This window comes from Brevundimonas sanguinis (genome assembly GCF_029636725.1).
GTDB classification, from domain to species: domain Bacteria; phylum Pseudomonadota; class Alphaproteobacteria; order Caulobacterales; family Caulobacteraceae; genus Brevundimonas; species Brevundimonas sanguinis.
In genome coordinates this window covers 2642589-2659101 of record NZ_CP116770.1, presented here as the reverse complement: position 1 = coordinate 2659101, position 16513 = coordinate 2642589, and the positions used below count along the sequence as shown (strand labels likewise).

At 70.6% G+C, this 16513-nt stretch carries 18 protein-coding genes; 9 read left to right on the top strand and 9 right to left on the bottom strand.

What is annotated here, in order from left to right:
- Positions 1–24 precede the first annotated feature (24 nt).
- Positions 25–402: a very short patch repair endonuclease gene (locus tag PIB44_RS13105; RefSeq protein ID WP_376787748.1), complete on the top strand. Its 378-nt coding sequence runs from the start codon at positions 25–27 to the stop codon at positions 400–402.
- On the opposite strand, the gene PIB44_RS13100 is transcribed toward PIB44_RS13105, so the two are convergent.
- From PIB44_RS13100 to PIB44_RS13080, 5 genes are all read right to left on the bottom strand, one after another.
- Positions 399–2318 carry an ATP-binding protein gene (locus PIB44_RS13100; RefSeq protein ID WP_278069707.1) on the bottom strand — a complete coding sequence of 640 codons (1920 nt, stop codon included), beginning with the start codon at positions 2316–2318 and terminating at the stop codon, positions 399–401. The genes PIB44_RS13105 and PIB44_RS13100 overlap by 4 nt on opposite strands.
- 64 nt (positions 2319–2382) lie before the next feature.
- Complete coding sequence (locus tag PIB44_RS13095) at positions 2383–3420, bottom strand: quinone-dependent dihydroorotate dehydrogenase (RefSeq protein ID WP_278069706.1); 1038 nt, start codon at positions 3418–3420, stop codon at positions 2383–2385.
- Positions 3421–3428: 8 nt separating this feature from the next.
- Positions 3429–3788 carry a DUF952 domain-containing protein gene (locus PIB44_RS13090; RefSeq protein WP_278069705.1) on the bottom strand — a complete coding sequence of 120 codons (360 nt, stop codon included), beginning with the start codon at positions 3786–3788 and terminating at the stop codon, positions 3429–3431.
- A gap of 3 nt (positions 3789–3791) precedes the next feature.
- The gene (locus PIB44_RS13085; protein ID WP_278069704.1) at positions 3792–4283 is read right to left on the bottom strand and encodes a SixA phosphatase family protein; all 492 of its coding nucleotides are present in this window, start codon (positions 4281–4283) and stop codon (positions 3792–3794) included.
- A 10-nt stretch (positions 4284–4293) separates the two neighbouring features.
- Positions 4294–5064, bottom strand: coding sequence for a class I SAM-dependent methyltransferase (locus PIB44_RS13080; RefSeq protein ID WP_025977905.1), 771 nt, complete (start codon positions 5062–5064; stop codon positions 4294–4296).
- A gap of 123 nt (positions 5065–5187) precedes the next feature.
- Between PIB44_RS13080 and gloB the strand changes: the two genes are divergently transcribed.
- A complete protein-coding gene (gene gloB, locus PIB44_RS13075; RefSeq protein WP_278069703.1) occupies positions 5188–5919 on the top strand; it encodes a hydroxyacylglutathione hydrolase in 732 nt (243 codons plus the stop codon).
- 42 nt (positions 5920–5961) lie between these two features.
- On the opposite strand, the gene PIB44_RS13070 is transcribed toward gloB, so the two are convergent.
- A complete protein-coding gene (locus PIB44_RS13070) occupies positions 5962–7404 on the bottom strand; it encodes an aldehyde dehydrogenase family protein (protein WP_278069702.1) in 1443 nt (480 codons plus the stop codon).
- A gap of 165 nt (positions 7405–7569) precedes the next feature.
- On the opposite strand from PIB44_RS13070, the gene PIB44_RS13065 reads away from it, so the two are divergent.
- The 7 genes from PIB44_RS13065 to PIB44_RS13035 all read left to right on the top strand — a co-directional run bounded on the left by PIB44_RS13065 (position 7570) and on the right by PIB44_RS13035 (position 12815).
- Positions 7570–8514, top strand: coding sequence for a CsgG/HfaB family protein (locus PIB44_RS13065; protein ID WP_278069701.1), 945 nt, complete (start codon positions 7570–7572; stop codon positions 8512–8514).
- Positions 8511–8819: a peptidase associated/transthyretin-like domain-containing protein gene (locus PIB44_RS13060; RefSeq protein WP_278069700.1), complete on the top strand. Its 309-nt coding sequence runs from the start codon at positions 8511–8513 to the stop codon at positions 8817–8819. The genes PIB44_RS13065 and PIB44_RS13060 overlap by 4 nt, the downstream gene beginning before the upstream one ends.
- A complete protein-coding gene (locus tag PIB44_RS13055) occupies positions 8816–9181 on the top strand; it encodes a DUF4810 domain-containing protein (RefSeq protein ID WP_278069699.1) in 366 nt (121 codons plus the stop codon). The genes PIB44_RS13060 and PIB44_RS13055 overlap by 4 nt, the downstream gene beginning before the upstream one ends.
- The gene (locus PIB44_RS13050; RefSeq protein ID WP_278069698.1) at positions 9178–9858 is read left to right on the top strand and encodes a GNA1162 family protein; all 681 of its coding nucleotides are present in this window, start codon (positions 9178–9180) and stop codon (positions 9856–9858) included. Before PIB44_RS13055 ends, PIB44_RS13050 begins: the two co-directional genes overlap by 4 nt.
- 127 nt (positions 9859–9985) lie before the next feature.
- On the top strand, positions 9986–10978 hold the full coding sequence (gene cysK, locus PIB44_RS13045) for a cysteine synthase A (RefSeq protein WP_025977898.1): 993 nt from the start codon (positions 9986–9988) through the stop codon (positions 10976–10978).
- A gap of 34 nt (positions 10979–11012) precedes the next feature.
- Entirely contained in the window at positions 11013–12227 is a 1215-nt protein-coding gene (locus PIB44_RS13040; RefSeq protein WP_025977897.1) for a DUF2336 domain-containing protein, read from the top strand.
- 165 nt (positions 12228–12392) lie between these two features.
- Positions 12393–12815, top strand: a complete 423-nt coding sequence (locus PIB44_RS13035; RefSeq protein WP_025977896.1) for a Ros/MucR family transcriptional regulator — start codon at positions 12393–12395, stop codon at positions 12813–12815.
- Positions 12816–12894: 79 nt separating this feature from the next.
- Here PIB44_RS13035 and PIB44_RS13030 read toward each other — a convergent pair whose 3' ends face one another.
- From PIB44_RS13030 to PIB44_RS13020, 3 genes are all read right to left on the bottom strand, one after another.
- Positions 12895–14013 carry a DUF2336 domain-containing protein gene (locus PIB44_RS13030; protein ID WP_227157787.1) on the bottom strand — a complete coding sequence of 373 codons (1119 nt, stop codon included), beginning with the start codon at positions 14011–14013 and terminating at the stop codon, positions 12895–12897.
- Positions 14010–15158, bottom strand: a complete 1149-nt coding sequence (locus tag PIB44_RS13025) for a hypothetical protein (protein ID WP_278069697.1) — start codon at positions 15156–15158, stop codon at positions 14010–14012. The genes PIB44_RS13030 and PIB44_RS13025 overlap by 4 nt, the downstream gene beginning before the upstream one ends.
- A gap of 79 nt (positions 15159–15237) precedes the next feature.
- Positions 15238–16281, bottom strand: a complete 1044-nt coding sequence (locus tag PIB44_RS13020) for an ABC transporter substrate-binding protein (protein ID WP_278069696.1) — start codon at positions 16279–16281, stop codon at positions 15238–15240.
- Positions 16282–16513: the final 232 nt, after the last annotated feature.

The following is a 16513-nucleotide window of genomic DNA, read 5'->3' as shown; positions in this document are numbered from 1 at the left end:
ACGCCCGAACAACGCAGCGCCGTCATGCGGCGCGTGAAGGGTCGCGACACCGGCCCAGAGATCAAGGTCCGGCGCGCCCTGCGTGCGGCGGGCATCGGCTATCGCCTCGGCGGCTGCGGCCTGCCGGGGCGGCCGGATCTGGTGATGAAGGGGCGCAAGACGGTCGTGTTCGTCCACGGTTGTTTCTGGCACGGCCACGACTGCCCGCGCGGCGCCCGCCAGCCCAAGGGCAACGCCGATTACTGGATCGCCAAGATCGACCGCAACCGCGCCCGGGACGCCCGCGTGGCCGACGAACTGGCGGCGGCGGGCTGGCGCGTCCTAACGCTGTGGGAATGCGACCTCAGACAGCCGGGCTGGGAAGAGCGCCTGATCGCGGCCCTGCGCCCGCAAACCGCCTAGGCGGCGGCCGCGTCCGCTTCGTCTTGGGCTGCGGCGTCCAGCGTGCGGGACAGGGCCTCCAGCAGGGCGGCCGGGGTCAGGGGCTTGGACACGAAGGCGTTCATGCCGGCGGCCAGGCAGGCGCTCATGTCTTCCGGCTCGGTGTCGGCGGTCACGGCGATGACGGGAACGCGGGCGTTCGGGCCGCCGCCGCTGCGCAGCCGTCGGGTCGTTTCGCGGCCGTCCAGTTCGGGCATCCGCACATCCATGAAAACGACGTCGAAGAGCTGGTCCTCGCAGGCCTGAAGCGCGGCCAGGCCGTTTTCCGCCATGACGATCTCGCAGTCGAAGGCCTGCAGGATCAGCTGGATGGCGCGCCGGTTGATGGCGTGGTCGTCGACGACCAGGACGCGCAGAGGCCGGGCGTCCGCCGCGTCGTCATCGAGCGCGACCTTCTCGAAGGCCGGCGGCGAAGGCAGGGACGGCGAAGGCGGGTGCTGCGAAGGCTGGGCCGCCGGAGCGCTGTCCGGCGGGGGGGCGAGCGGGTCGAGGCGGCCGGACACGGCCAGCGGGGTGATCGGCTCGTCGCGGATGTCGTCGGCGGCCGCATCGCGGCGTCCCTGAGGCAGGCTCAGGGCCACGGTGAACTGGGAGCCGCAGCCGGGTTCGCTGCGCACCGTCAGGCGCCCGCCCATCAGTTCGATCAGGTCGCGGCTGATCGCCAGCCCCAGGCCAGAACCGCCGAAGCGGGCGGCGACGCCGTCCTGGGTCTGGTCGAACGGGTTGAACAGCCTCTGCAGCTGCGCGGGGCTCATGCCGCGCCCGGTATCGGCGATGTCGATCAGCAGGGCGCAGGCGCCCTGATCGTCCACCCAGCAACGGGCCTTCAGCGTCACCGTCCCGGCCTCGGTGAACTTCATGGCGTTGGAGATCAGATTGTTCAGCACCTGGCGCAGGCGCATGGCGTCGCCGCGCACCCAGCGGGGCGTCTCGCGCGCGCCTTCCAGCCGCAACCGCAGACCCTGGGCGCGGGCCTGGCCCTGCCACAGCCGTGCGGTCTGGGCCAGCAACAGGCGCAGGTCGAACTCATTGCTCTCGACGTGCATCCGGCCTGCGTTCAGCCGTGCGTGATCAAGCAGATCGTCCAGCAGGGCCTTCATCATGAGGCCGGCGTGCTCGATCAGGGCGACCTGCTGGCGCGCGGCGGCGGACGGGGCGGCGGCGCGCAGATAGTCTGCGCCCGTCAGGATGGCGCTGATGGGCGTGCGCAGGTCATGGCCGACGGCGGCCAGGAAGGCGCTGCGCTCGGTCATGGCGGTCTCGACCTGGCGGCGTTCCCGCTCGGCTTCGGCCAGGGCGTGGCGCTCGGCCAGCGTGGCGCTGCGCAGGCGCGCGCGCGTGTTGAAGCAGAACAGGGCGTAACAGAAGATGCCGATCGCCACGGCGATGATCAGAGACCGCTCGGCCCCCCACAAGGCCATGAACATGGGCGTCAGGGCCATGAAGCCCAGCTGGGGCAGCACGGTGAAGCTGAACACCCGCATATTGCCGGCCGACATGATCACGGAGTTGATCGAGCCTGCCGAAAGCAGGACGGAAGCGGCGAAACCGCCCATCGGACCGCCGATCAGCCAAAGGGGCACAGACAGGAAACCCAGCCAGCCGGCGTTCAGCGCCAGCACGGCGTCCATCGCCAGTCCGCGCCAGCCCTTTGGCGTCTCCTGGCGGTCTTGCAGCACGGGCTGGGCCAGCCAGGCCTCAACCCCCTGGATCAGGACATAGACAGCCAGCCACCCCATAGCGGGCCCCAGTCCCAGAATGGGGCTGAAGACAAGCGCCGTGGCGCCGCCCGTGACAAGGCGCTGCATTGTCGCCTTGCGACGTTGGCGAATGGCGGGCGCCCACCCGATATGGGCGTCGGCGATAGTGTCGGACATACGACGTTCCAAACGGGCGCTGGGCCCATTGGTTCATCATCGACCGAGGGTTGCTAATGCTCCGTCAACGCCGGGCGGCGGTCGCCTCGGCCATGCTGGAAAAGCCTTCGGCGCGCAGGCGGGCGGCCAGGTCGCGCTTGATGCGGCCGATCAGGCCCGGACCTTCATAGATCAGGGCCGAATAGACCTGGACCGCCGAGGCGCCGGCCCGGATGCGGGCGAAGGCGTCCTCGCCGCTGGCGATCCCGCCCACGGCGATCAGGGGCAGGCGCCCGTCCGCCGCTTCGGCCGCCGCCTCAAGGGCCTTCAGGGCGAAGGGCTTCAGCGGGGCGCCGGACAGGCCGCCGCTCTCGCCCGCGAAGGCGGAGCGCAGGGAGGCGGGCCGCTCCAGCGTGGTGTTGGACACGATCAGGGCGTCGATCCGGTGGGCGAGGGAAGCCTCGACGATCATGCCGATCTCTTCGCCGATCAGGTCGGGCGCGATCTTCAGGAAGACCGGGGCGCCGTCGCCGGGGCGCGCCTCGTTGATGCGGCCCAGCAGGTCGTCCAGCGCCTCGCGGCCCTGCAGCGCGCGCAGCCCGGGCGTATTGGGCGAGGAGATGTTGATCGTGAAATAGTCGGCCAGTCCCGCCAGCCGCTTCAGGCCTGCGACATAGTCGGCGGCCTTGTCTTCGGTATCCTTGTTGGCGCCCAGGTTGGCGCCGATGGCGGTGCGGGTCGGGCGCCGGGCCAGACGTGCGGCGAAGGGCTCCAGCCCCTCGTTGTTGAAGCCCATGCGGTTGATGATCGCCCGGTCTTCGGCCAGGCGGAACAGGCGCGGTTTGGGGTTGCCCGCTTGCGCGCGCGGCGTGACCGAGCCGCACTCCACGGCGCCGAAGCCCAGCCGCGACAGGCCTTCCAGCGCCTCGCCGTTCTTGTCGAGGCCCGCCGCCAGACCGACGGGGTTGGACATCTGCAGCCCGGCGATCGTGGTCTTCAGGATCGGATCGTCGGCGCCGGGCGCGGGCAGGGGCGTCAGCTGCAGGGCGCGGATGGCCAGGCGGTGGGCCGTTTCGGGGTCGAGTTGGCGCAGCAGGACGGCGCCCAGGTCGGTCAGGCTCATGCTCATGTTCAGGCTCGGGCGGTCTCTTCAATGACCATGCGGCCGTCGGCGCTCACCGACAGGCCGCGCGCGCCGCGCGTCGCCGCGACGGGCAGGGGGCCGTAGATGTGGGGGAACAGGGCGCCGCCGCGCGACGGCTCCCAGATCAAGGCGTCGCCCAGGGCCGTCAGGTCGACCTCGACCAGCATCAAGTCGCTCTGTCCCGCGTAATGCTTGGCCGCCGTGGCCTCCAGCTGATCGGCGGCCGACAGGTGGATGTACCCGTCGGCCAGGTCCACGGCCGAACCGTCGTAGCGGCCCTCGGCCAGGGCCGCGCGCCAGTCGGCGCGGCTCAAAATCTTGAAGGCGATGTCGGGCAGGTCGGTCATGGCCTAGAGCGTCTCCGGGGTCAGCCAGCCCTCATAGGAGGGGCGCCCGGCGACATCGACGGTGAAGACAGCCGCCGCCCCGGTGGGGAAGCCGCCGCTCATCTTGTCCAGCACCGACGGGGAGGCGGCGCTCTCGATCAGATATTCGACCGCCAGTTGGTGCACGCCGGGGTTATGGGCGATCAGCAGCAGGCAGCCCGCCTCGTCCTCGGCCGCCTCGACGGCGCGGCGCAGGGTGTCGGCCGAGGCGTTGTAGAGGGTGTCGGACACGCGCAGCTCGACGTCGCCGAAATGGTCGCTGACCTGATCCCAGGTCTGGCGCGTGCGCCGGGCGCCGGACACCAAAGCCATGTCCGGCTTCAGTCCCCGCGCGGCCAGGGCGCGGCCGATGGCGGCGGCGTCGCGCAGGCCGCGCTCGCTCAGGGCGCGGTCCACGTCGCCGCCGGGCGCCGAGGCTTCGGCCTTGGCGTGACGCATCAGGATCAGTCTTTGCATGAGGCTGGCTTTAAGGCTGTTTGCGCGCGGCGCCCATAGGGTGCGACGCAGGCGCGTGGTCACGGGCGGCGGGCGAGGGGGTCAGGGCGGGCCGTCCGGCCAGCACCGTCTGGGCCAGGCCGCGCGGGCGGACGCGGGCGTAGGCCTGGCGCGTGGCTTCCAGCATGATCAGGCCCGCCGCGCCGGGAAACAATTTCGGGCCCACCTGCTCCAGCCCGTCGGCCAGACCCAGCAGAGGCCGCCACGGGGGGACGTACAGCGCCTGGGACCAGGCGACCGGCTCCAGGCCGACTTCGCGCACCAGCCGCTCCAACTGGCCGCGGGTGAAGGGGCGGCCGTGGCCGAAGGGGGTGGCCTCGGCGCGGGCCCACAGTCCCCCGCGCGCCGCCGCCGCCAGGATGACGCGGCCCGACGGCGCCAGGGCCCGCACCGCCTCGGTCAGCAAGGCCTTGGGGTCGTCCGCCTCTTCCAAGGCGTGGACCAGCAGGATGCGGTCGAAGGTCCCGGCGGCGAAAGGCAGGCGGCGCTCGTCGATCAGGACGGTGCGGTTGCGCCCGCCCGCCGTCCACTGCTCCGCGCCCTGTGCGCCCGGCATGGCGGCGATGACGCGGCGCGCGCCGATGAAGGCGTCCAGCCAGGGGGTGGCGTAGCCCAGCCCCAGCACGTCGCAGCCGTTCGCCTCGCCCCAGGCGTCGTCCAGACGCCGCGCCAGCATGCGCCGCGCCAGCGCCCCGGTCGGTTCGCCGTAGAAGGTGCGGAGCTCGTCGATGCTGCGGCGCATGGGAGCAGTATGGCGGATTTCGCGGCGGATGTCGGCCTTCCTGCTGAAAACCGCTCATCCCGGCGGATGAGCGGAAAACTATATATAGGCCTGCTAGGATGCCGCCTGATCGGAGACCTCCTCATGACCCTGACCGTCCGCCAGTTTCCCTGCCTGTCCGACAACTACGGCTTTCTGATCCGCGATGAGGCGACCGGGCTGGTTGCGGCCATCGACACGCCAGACGCCGAGGCGATCCTGGACGATCTGGAGGCGTCGGGCTGGGGGCGGCTGGACCTGATCCTGAACACCCACTGGCACCCCGACCACACCGGCGGCAACGAACGGCTGCAGGCCGAGACGGGCTGCGAGATCGCCGGGCCGGAGGAGGTGCGCCGCGCGGCGCCGCTGGATCACGTGCTGGTCGACGGCGAGGCGGTGCGGCTGGGCGAAACGGCCTTCGACGTGGTGCTGTCGCCCGGCCATACGCTGGGCCATATGGTCTATCATGCGGCGGACGACGGCCTGGCCTTCGTCGGCGACGTCATCTTCGCCCTGGGCTGCGGGCGGCTGTTCGAGGGGACGCCTGAGCAGATGTGGGAGAGCCTGAACCGCATCGCCGCCTGGCCCGAGACGACGACCCTGTACTGCGCCCATGAATATACGGCGTCGAACGCCCGCTTCGCCCTGGCGCTGCCGGGCGCCGACGCGGCCTTGCAGGCCCATGCCGAGGCCATCTTCGTCGCGCGCGAACGGGGCGAGGCCACCGTGCCGACGACGGTCGGGCTCGAGCGCCGCTTCAACCCCTTCCTGCGCGCCCGCGACGCCGAAGACTTCGCCCAGCGCCGTGCGGCCAAGGACGGGTTCAAAGGCTAGTCGCCGGCGAACCCTCCCCCGCAAAGGGGGAGGGCTTTACTCTTAAGAGGCCGAGTAGCTGGTCTTGATCTGGGTGTAGAAGTCGGCGGCGGCGAAGCCCTGTTCGCGGGGGCCGTAGCTGGACTTCTTCGTGCCGCCGAACGGGACGTGATAGTCGACCCCGGCGGTGGCCAGGTTGACCATGGTCATGCCCGCCCGCGCCCGGCGCTGGAACTCGCGCGCGTGCTTCAGCGACTGGGTGACGATGCCCGCCGACAGGCCGAACTCGACGCCGTTGGCGATGGCGAGCGCTTCCTCGAAATCGGCCACGCGGATAGTCGAGGCGACGGGGCCGAACACTTCTTCGTTGTTGATGCGGGCGTCGGCCAGGGTGTCGACGATCAGGGTCGGCTGGACGTACCAGCCCGGCTTGTCGAGGCTGAGGCGCTGACCGCCCGCCACGACGCGGCCGCCGCCGGACGCGGCGATGTCGATGTAGTCATAGGACACATCACGCTGGGCCTCGGTCACGGCAGGGCCCATCTGGGTGGACGGGTCCAGGGCGTCGCCGACGCGTAAGGCGGCGACCTTCTCAGCCAGGGCGGCGACGAAGCGGTCGTGGATGCCGTCCTGAACGATCAGGCGGCTGGAGGCGGTGCAGCGCTGGCCGGTGGCGAAGAAGCTGCCGTCCAGGGCGATGTTCACGGCGCGGTCCAGATCGGCGTCGTCCATCACGATCAGCGGGTTCTTGCCGCCCATTTCCAGTTGGACGCGGGCCTGACGCTTCATCGCCCCTTCGGCCACCCCGGCGCCGACCTTCTGCGAGCCGGTGAAGCTGATGCCGTCCACGTCCGGGTGGGCGACGATGGCGCGGCCGACGTCGCCGTCGCCGATGACCATGTTGACCACGCCCTTGGGCAGGCCCGCCTCATGCAGGATGGCGATCAGGGCCTCGGCCGTGGCCGGGGTCGGGCCGGCGGGCTTGATGACCACGGTGTTGCCGAAGGCGATGGCGGGGGCGATCTTCCAGGCCGGGATGGCGATGGGGAAGTTCCACGGCGTGATCAGGCCGAACACGCCGACCGGCTGGCGATAGGTCTGGATTTCCACGCCGGGGCGGGTCGAGGCCAGGTTCTGGCCGTGCAGGCGCAGGGCCTCGCCCGCGAAGAACTTCAGGATGCGGGCGGCGCGGGCCGTCTCGCCGATGCCCTCGGCCAGGGTCTTGCCCTCTTCGCGCGACAGCAGGCGGCCGACCGCTTCGCGCCGCTCCATCAGCAGGGTCCCGGCGCGATCCAGCACATCCGAACGGACTTCAGGCGAGGCGTCGGCCCAGGGGCCGAAGGCGGCGCGGGCGGCGGCGACCGCCTGATCGACCTCGGCGGCGCCGCCCTGGGGCGTGCGGGCGACTACATCGCGGGTGTCCGATGGGTTCAGGCTCTCGCCCGTGCGCGTTCCGGCGACCTTCTCGCCGCCGATCCAGTGCGAAAGCTCAAGCGTGTCGGTCATCTGGTCATTCCCTTGGTTCAGCATCTGGATTGCCTGACGCAGCGACCGGCGACAAGGCGTCGGCGCCGGATGTTTCTGTTGAATTGGCGCGGGTTTGGCGAAGGGATTGCGCTGAGCGCACAAGGCGTGTCATGAATAACGCTGATCGGCCGGGGGCGGTTTCAGATGATTTTCCAGCGGGTTTTCGCAGCTTTGGCGGCTCTGGCCGTGTGTGCGTCGGCCTGCCCGGCCTCAGCGTTCGCCGCGCCCGGCGCGGTTGAGGTCGAGACGGTGCCGCCGGGTTCAGCGCGGGCGGGGCTGAAGCGCCGGGTGGCGGTCGGGCGCTTCAGCAACAGCACCCCCTATGGCCGCCTGCTGCTGTCGCCGGGGCAGGCTGATCCGGTGGCGAGCCAGGCGGGCGACATGCTGGTCAACGCTTTGGTCGCCTCCGACCATTTCTTCGTCTTCGAGCGATCCGATCTGACCGCGCTGAACGCCGAGCGGGTGCTGTCCGAGGCGGACGGCCAGGCGTTGAGCGGGGTCGACGCCCTGCTGCTGGGCTCGATCACCCAACTGGGCCGTCGCAACGAGGGCAAGCAGGGCTTCCTCAACTCCCAGCGGCGCCAGGCGGTCAACGCCACGGTCGAGATCCGTCTGGTCGACGTGCGCACGGGCCGCGTCTTCTTCACCGCCTCGGGCGCCGGGGAGGCGACGACGGAGACGGGCGAGGTGGCGGGCTTCGGCAGCCGCGCCGGCTATGACTCGACCCTGAACGATCGGGCCATATCGGCGGCCATCGCGGACGCCATGACCAATATTGTCAACCAGTTGCAGCAGCGGGCCTGGTTCACCGACATCCTTCGGGTGTCCGGCCCGACCGTCTATGTCAGCGGCGGTCCCAGCCAGGGTCTGCGCGCCGGCGACCGCTTCCACGTCGAAACGCCGGGCGAGACGGTGGTCAGCGGCCAGTCGGGCCTGCCGATCACTCTGCCGGGCAGCCGGGTGGCGCAGATCGAGATCACCGGCTTCTTCGGCGACAGCCCTGAGACCGAGGGCGCGACCGCCCGCCTGATCGAGGGCGAACTGCCTGCCGATCCAACCGGCCTGCGGGTCACGGAGATCAGACCATGAAGACGAGCGCGGTCGTGCTGACCGTCCTGTGCGCCGCGCTGGCGGCCGGAGGGTGCGTCCAAAACTATCCTGCGCGCGAGGCGGTGCAGGGCGCATCCGCGGGCACGCTGACGCTGCGTAACGCCCCGGCCGACGCCCGCCTGATCGTGGACGGGCGCGATCTGGGATCGGTCAGCGCCCTTGGCGGGGGCGCGGCCCTGACGCCGGGCCGTCATGAGATCGTCGTCAGTCAGGGCGGTCGGATCCTTCACGCCCAGACGGTGATCGTCGCCGCCGGGACGCAGGCTGTGGTGGTGCTGCCGTGAAACGTCTGATGATGGCCGCCCTGATGACCCTGACCGGCCTCGCCGCCTGCGCGCCCGCCGCGCGGTTCGAGTGGGGCGCCTATGAGCCCGCGCTCTACGCCTATGCCCCGAACCCCGAGAACCGCGAGGCCTATCGCATCGCGCTGGAGCGCGCCATCGAGGCGGGGCGCAAGCGCGACGCCGTGGCTCCCGGGCTGCTGGCCGAGCTGGGCTATCTGCATCTGCAGGCGGGCGAGACGGCGCAGGCCCTGACGCTGTTTCAGGAAGAGCGCGCGCGCTTCCCCGAATCCGCCGTCTTCATGGATCGGGTGATCGTCGGCCTCGGCGGTCAGGCCGCCGTCGCCGGAGGAGAGGCGCAATGATTATCCGCCAATCGCTCGCCGTCGCCGCCCTGGCCTGCGCCGCCCTGCTGACCGCCTGCGCCACGGGGCCTGCGCCCAAGAGCTACGCCGCCCTTCGCGCCGAAAATCCGCGCAGCGTCATGGTGGTTCCAGCGCTGAACTCGACGGTCAACGTGGATGCGGCGGACTATTTCGTCTCGACCATTTCCCGGCCGGTGGCCGAGCGCGGCTACTATGTCTTCCCCGCCTATATGGTGAAGGGGGTGCTGGAGGACGAAGGCCTGTCGGACGCCGGTCTGGTGCATCAGGCCGACGCCGCGCGCTTCGGTCCCCTGTTCGGCTGCGACGCGGTGCTGTTCGTCGAAATCCAGAAGTGGGAGTCGCAATACGCCGTCATCTCCACCTCGACCAATGTGGCGTTCGAATACACGCTGAAAAGCTGTCGCAGCGGTCAGGTGCTGTGGTCGGATCATCAGTCCATGACCTACAGTCCGCAGGCGTCAAACTCGGGCAATCCGCTGGCCGATCTGCTGGTCCAGGCCGTCGTTTCGGCGCTGGAGAAGGCCAAGCCCAACTATATGCCGCTGACCCAGCAGGCCAATCTGACGGCGACCCATGCGCTGGGTCAGGGCCTGCCCGCCGGTCCCTATCTGCCGGCCCAGCACCGGCAGGATCACAAGAGCTTTCCGGACGAATAGGTCCGTTGCGTCCGGGAGCGGTCAGCGCGGCTAAACACCGCGACAGAAAAGCTGCGGAGCGGGGCCTTGCCTCGCGCGTATAAGCCTTATCTGTTACGCCGCCCCCCGAACGTACGGAGACCTCGCCATGTCCGACACTGCTCAAACCCAAGCCTATGACGCCAGCCGCCACAGGAAGGCGGGGCGGGGGCGGGTCTATGACAGCATCGTCGACACCATCGGCGATACCCCTCTGGTGCGGCTGCCCAATCTGACGGCGGCGCTGAAGCCCAAGGCCACGGTGCTGGCCAAGCTGGAGTTCTTCAACCCGATCGCCTCGGTCAAGGACCGTATCGGCGTGGCGATGGTCGAGGCGCTGGAGCAACTGGGCAAGATCAAGCCGGGCGCCACCCTGATCGAGCCGACCAGCGGCAACACCGGCATCGCCCTGGCCTTCGTCGCGGCGTCCAAGGGCTACAAGCTGATCCTGGTCATGCCCGAGAGCATGTCGATCGAACGGCGCAAGATGCTGGCCCTGCTGGGCGCCAAGCTGGAGCTGACGCCGGCCGAAAAGGGCATGAAGGGCGCCATCGCCCGCGCCGAAGAGCTGCTGAGCGAAATCCCCGGCTCGGTCAGCCCGGCCCAGTTCGAGAACCTGGCCAACCCCGCCATCCATGAGGCGTCGACGGCTGAGGAAATCTGGAACGACACGGCGGGCGCCGTGGACGTGGTGGTGGCGGGCGTCGGCACCGGCGGCACCATCACCGGCGTCGGCCATGCGCTGAAGGCGAAGAAGCCGTCGGTGAAGATGATCGCGGTCGAGCCGACCGACTCTCCCGTCCTGTCCGGCGGCGCGCCGGGGCCGCACAAGATCCAGGGCATCGGCGCGGGCTTCATCCCTGCCGTGGTGGACCGCGCCGTCATCGACGGGGTCGAGCAGGTCACCAACGAGGACGCCTTCGCCATGGCCCGCCGCGTCGCGCGCGAGGACGGCGTCCCGGTCGGCATCAGCTCGGGCGCGGCCCTGACGGCGGCCTTCCGGCTGGCGGCGCAGGACGCCTATGCCGGTCAGACCATCGTGACCATCGTCCCCAGCTTCGCCGAGCGCTATCTGTCCACGGCCCTGTTCGAAGGGCTGTGACGGCCGGTTAACGCGTCGGCGCTAGGCTGCGCTCATGAGCGAACCCAGGGTCAGGGCGGAAGAGACAGGGACGCGGCCGTTGCGGGCGCGCCGCGCCCTGCTGCGTCGTCTGGCCGACGTGGTCAGCCTGCCGGCGAGCCGGATCAACGTCTTCGAGCGTTCGGTGGTCGGCGACCTGCTGGTCGACGTGCTGCGGACGGCGGCGACGGATGAGCGCCGCCGGGTGGCCGAGCGGCTGGCCCCGCTGGGCGAACTGCCCGATGCGCTGAAACGGCTGCTGCTGCGCGACGAGCCCGAGGTGGCGCGGCCGCTGCTGGAGGAGTGCGCGGCCCTGTCGGACGCGGACCTGATCGGCTGCGCGCGCGATGCGGGGCTGGAGCATCGCCTGATGATGGCGGCGCGGCGCGGCCTGTCCGAGGTCGTGGCCGAGGCCCTGTTCAACTGGGCCGAGGAGGCGGTGATCGCCGCCGTCCTGCGCAATGACACGGCGCGCCTGCCGCAATCCGCCGTCGAGAGCGTGATCGCCCTGAGCCGCAACGCGCCGGCGCTGTGCGCCCTGATCCTGCGGCGCCCGGAACTGCGGCCCTCGGGCGCCTATGTCATGTTCTGGTGGTGCGGGGCCGAGGAGCGGCGCATCATCCTGCAACGCTTCGCGGTGTCGCGCGAGGTGATGCAGAGCAGCGTCGAGGACGTCTTCGCCCTGGCGGCCGAGGAGGGGTGGAGCGACCCGGTCGCGCGCAAGGCGCTGCAGTTCATCGAGCGACGCCAGCGCAACCGCGCGGCGGTCGCCAAGAGCCCTTACGCCGATCTGGAAGCGGCCGTCGCGGCGGCGGGCGCCGGGGGGCTGACGCGCGAACTGGTCGCCGAGATCGGCTATCTGTCGGGGATCAAGCCTTTGACTTCGGCCAAGATCATGGGCGATGCGGGTGGCGAGCCCCTGGCCATATTGTGCAAGGCGACGGGGTTGGCGCGGCGCGACTTGGCGGCCCTGTGGCGGGCCATGCGGCGTCCCGAGACCACGGCGGACGGCGCCGAGCACCCCGACTGGCGCCGGGTGCAGATCATCTATGAAATGCTGGCGGTGGACCGGGCCCAGACGGTGCTGCGTTACTGGAACTGGTCTCTGTCCTCGGCGCTGACGCCGACGCTTCTACGGGCGATCCGCGAGGGGGAGGAGGCGCTGATCGACGAATACTCGGCGCCTGAGCGTGCAGCCCTGCTGGCCCTTGCGGAGAACTTCGGTCGATAAAAAATCGGCGTTGTCGTAATTACTGATCAGGGCAGTTGAACTCGCTTATCAAGCGATAAAAGACGGCTGCATTGCTTTCAAACTCGAACATCCGTATGAAACCGACAAGCGGCGGATCCTTTCAGATCAGTCGAATGAATTTGGGACGACAGAAGGCTGATCCAGATGGAAGAAAAACCCGAACTGCTTGAGATGACGGCGGACATCGTGTCGGCCTATGTCAGCAACAACACCGTATCGGCCGACACTGTGCCGACCCTGATCGCGCAAATCCACGCCGCCCTGTCGGGCGTTTCGGAAGCGCCGGTCGAGGCCGAGCCCGAGCCGCAAGAACCGGCCGTCCCGGTTCGCAAGTCGATCACGCCGGACTTCCTGATCTGCCTGGAAGACGGTCGCAAGTTCAAGTCGCTGAAGCGTCACCTGCGCACCAAATACAATCTGAGCCCGGAAGAATACCGCGCCAAATGGGGTCTGCCGAAAGACTATCCCATGGTCGCCCCGAACTACGCCAAGGCGCGTTCGGAACTGGCCAAGCAGATGGGCCTGGGCCAGGGCGGCCGCAAACCCGCCCGCGCGACCCGCAAGTAAAAGCGGCGCCAATCAAAAACAGACGCCCGCCTTTCCAGCGAAAGGCGGGCGTTTTGCTGTCCGGGACAAGGAGAGGCGGTCAGGCCGCCTGCATCGCCTTGCGCGCGCGCCAGAAGCGGATCGTCCGCAGGGCCGCCTCTCGGGTCAGTTCCTGATACATCCCGGCATAGGCGCGGGCCTTGCCCATGGCGTTGTCGTCGGTGTTCAGCAGGACGACGGCGTAGGTCAGGAACAGGGCGCGATCCAGGTCGGCCGCCTTGCAGATCACCGCCAGGGCGTCCAGCTCGCGCCGCTCGATGATCTGGCGAGCGGTGTGGAAGTCGACGTCAGCCAGCTGCGACAGGGCGATCAGGAAGGCGGTCTGGCCGCCTGAACGCAGGAAGCGGGCCAGCACCTGGGGCGTCAGCTGGTTGGCGGCGCGCAGTTCTTCGACATAGGCCAGGCTCTCGGCGTAGTCGGGCGGCAGGGCGCCGTCTTCGGCGGCGACGCGCGTGCGCCCGGCGGCCAGGGCGCTTTCCAGCAGGGCGGGGTCCATCCGCGCGTTCTGTTCCAGGATGCGCTGGCGCAATCGGGCCTCGACCTCGAAATACAGGTCGTTCAGCAGGTCGGGCGGCAGGCTGGAGCGTTCGACCGTCACCGCGTGCAGGGCCGGGTTGGCGCGGGCGCGTTCAACGGCGGTTTCCGAGGCGGCGCGCGACAGGCTGGCGCCTTCATTGCCCAGCAGCACGCCCAGGGTCTCGTCGTCGCCGCGCTCGACAATGGCGTCGGACACGGCCTCGGACACGGCGGCGCGGCGGCTGACGGCGCGCATATGCCCCTGACCGCGCGAGCGCACCACGCCGATCAGGTCCGCCTCGGTCAGCACGGGCGAGGCGCTGAGGACGGGGGCGGCCACGGTCTCGGCTTCGTCATTGGCCAGGCGGCGGATCAGCTGGTGCGGGGCGTCGGGCGCCTCGGCGAACCGCTCGGCCAGTTCGGCGCGCACGGCCGTCTCCATCGCGTCGGTGAGGTCGGACAGGACGGCGCCATAGAGGGCGGTTTCCGCCTCGGTGCGCTGGGGGGCGCCGAAGAAGCAGTCGGTCAGTTCACGCAGCAGGGCGCGCCGCTTGGGGCTGGAGTCTTCCTGGGCCAGGGCGATCAGCTCAGGCAGGCGCGAGCCGGTCTTGGCCGGCGGAGGCAGGGCGGCGCCGTCGCTCATGGCAGGTCGGGACCGTCCGTCAGGGGGGCGGCGCGCAGGCGGCCCTGGGCGTCGCGCATGACGGCGGGCGCCTCGGGCGGCTGAGCCAGGTCGTCCGAGGCGATGGGCTGATCCAGTTCGACCGGCAGGGCGTCCAGATAGTTGGGCGCGGGCAGGGGCGTGGCGTCCGGCTGGCGGCCCGCCTGACGGTGGACGGAGTAATAGCGGGCGCCGCTCTGAGCCGGGGCGTCGCTGGACGCGGGCTGGGGCGCGGGTTGCGGTGCGGGCGCCTCGGGCGCGGCGGGCGCCGATGCGGCGGGGGCCTGAGGCGCGTTCCTTTGCAGCTGGAAGATCAGCGCGTCGCGACGGGGCGCCAACGGATCGACGGTCGGCTGGGCCGGTGCGGGCGCGGGGTCTGGCTGAGCTTGGGGCCGAGGCTCGGGCGGGAGCGGGGGGGCAGGCTGGACCGGCGGCGGGGGCGGCGCAGGCTGGGGCTGGGCGACAACGCCCTGCGGCGGCTGTCGCACCGGTTCAGGCGTCGGCTGTGGGGCAGGTTGAGGAGCAGGTTCGACGACGCGCGGGACGGGCTGAACTGGCGGCGGCATCGGCCGCAACGGCTCGGGCATCGGCGCGGGCGTCGGCTGGGGCAGAGGGGCATAGGGCGCAGGCTGAGGCTGGCTCTGCGTCGGTTGGCGCGTCCAGGGCGGGGGTTGATAGGACGGCTGATAGGGCGCGGGCGGCGTGAAGTCGGGCGCCGGGGTCTCGGCCGGGGGGCTCACATAGGGGCGCCACACGGCGTCCGGGTGGCTGGTCACCGGACGGAAATCGGGCGCGGGGGCTTGCTGGGGCTCGCCGTAGGGTTGGGCGGGACGCCAGGGGTATCCGCCGTGCGGGATGATCGGCGGGCGGGCGGCGTAGGTCGGGCGGTCCGCCACGACCTGTTGCGGCGGGGCGAAGCTGTCGGCGGGGGCGCTGGTCCAGTCCGGCGCCGGCTGGGGGGCGGGATGGACCGCAGGGCGGCCGGGCCAGGACAGCTGGCGCGCGTGGGGCGGCGCTGGATAGGGCGTCTGGCCCGGGGCTTGCTGAGGCGGGACGGGCTGCGCCCAGGCGGCCGTGGCCGCGCCGAGCGCGGGCAGAAGGGCGGCGATGGTCAGGGTGCGCGTCAACGGCGCCTCGTGAAAACTGCAGAGGTTCAGCCGGGCATCCTAGGCGGCGCGACTTAATCCTCGCCTAACGTCCGGCGATTTAGCCGCGCGAGGGCAGATACTGGCTGGTGAAGGCCTCGCGCCAGTCGGGGGCGGCGGGATAGGCGCCCTGCGTCTGATCGGCGAAGGCCTGCCAACGCTCGGGCGTCATGGCGCCGAGGCCGTACAGGGCCGCGTCGCCGCCGTCGACCATGGCGCGGGCGCGCAGGGCCGCGCGGGCGGCGTCGAGCGCGCGCTGGGGCAGGTCGGGATTGGCGCGGCGGATCAGGGCGTCGCCCTTGGCCCCGTCGCCGTGGACGTAGTCGCGCCAGCCCTCGACCGAGGCGGCGATGAAGTTGCGCAGGGCCTGGGCGTTGTCGCGGGCGAAGGCGTTGGGCGCCAGCACCAGGCCGGAATAGGAGGGGTAGCCGTCCTCGGCCGGGGACAGGATCAGGGGCTGGAAGCCGACCGCGCGGGCGACCGCCTCTGGACCCCCATCGGTCAGGCGGGCGATCAGCACGCTGTCCGCATCGTCGCGGAAAGCCTTCAGATTGTCATCGACCGCGCCGGGTTGGGCCTGGTCGGCGGCCAGATCGAAGCGGGCGCGCAGCCAGGCCCAGAAGCCGTCCTGATCCTTGGGCTCCATCAGCAGCTTGCGGCCGCGCAGGACGGTCAGATCCTCCAGCTGCTGGCCGGGATGGGCCAGAAGGACGACCGGGTCCTTCTGCAGGAAGGCGGCTACGGCCTTGACCGGGGCGCGCTCGGCGATCAGCCGCAGGGGCAGGAAGCTGTCGCGGCCGATGGCCAGTTCGACCGCGCTGGCCGCCAGAAGGGCGGGAATGTCGGCGCCCGAGGGACCGGCCAGAATCTCGACGTTGAGGCCGCGCCGCTCATAGGCCCCGACCGCCAGCGCCTGATAGAAGCCGCCGTGCAGGGCGTCGGCCGGCCCGCCCGCCGCGACGCGCAGGCGCACGCGGCCGGACTCGTCGGTCGGCGCGGGCGTGCGGCTGCACGCCGACAGCGCGCCCACGGCGCTCAGGCCCACGGCGCTTAGGCCAAGGGCGCCGGCCATCAGGCCGCGTCGGTTCAGGCGGGCGCGAGTCATCACGTCTAGGGTGTAGGGGGGCGGGCCGCGCTTGGAAAGGCGGCGGGACGTCGCCAGGCCGAATTCCGACCGGAAATCCAACAATCCAGCGCCGGAATTGAGCGAGGGGACGTCATCCTTTGAGCCGGACCGTCGCCGGTCAGATCGCGGATCGCGTCCCCTCGCCAAGTCCGGGTTGGACTTGACCGTTATAGGGTCGAAACTTCGCCTCAGCGTCGGCGGGCGAACCCGG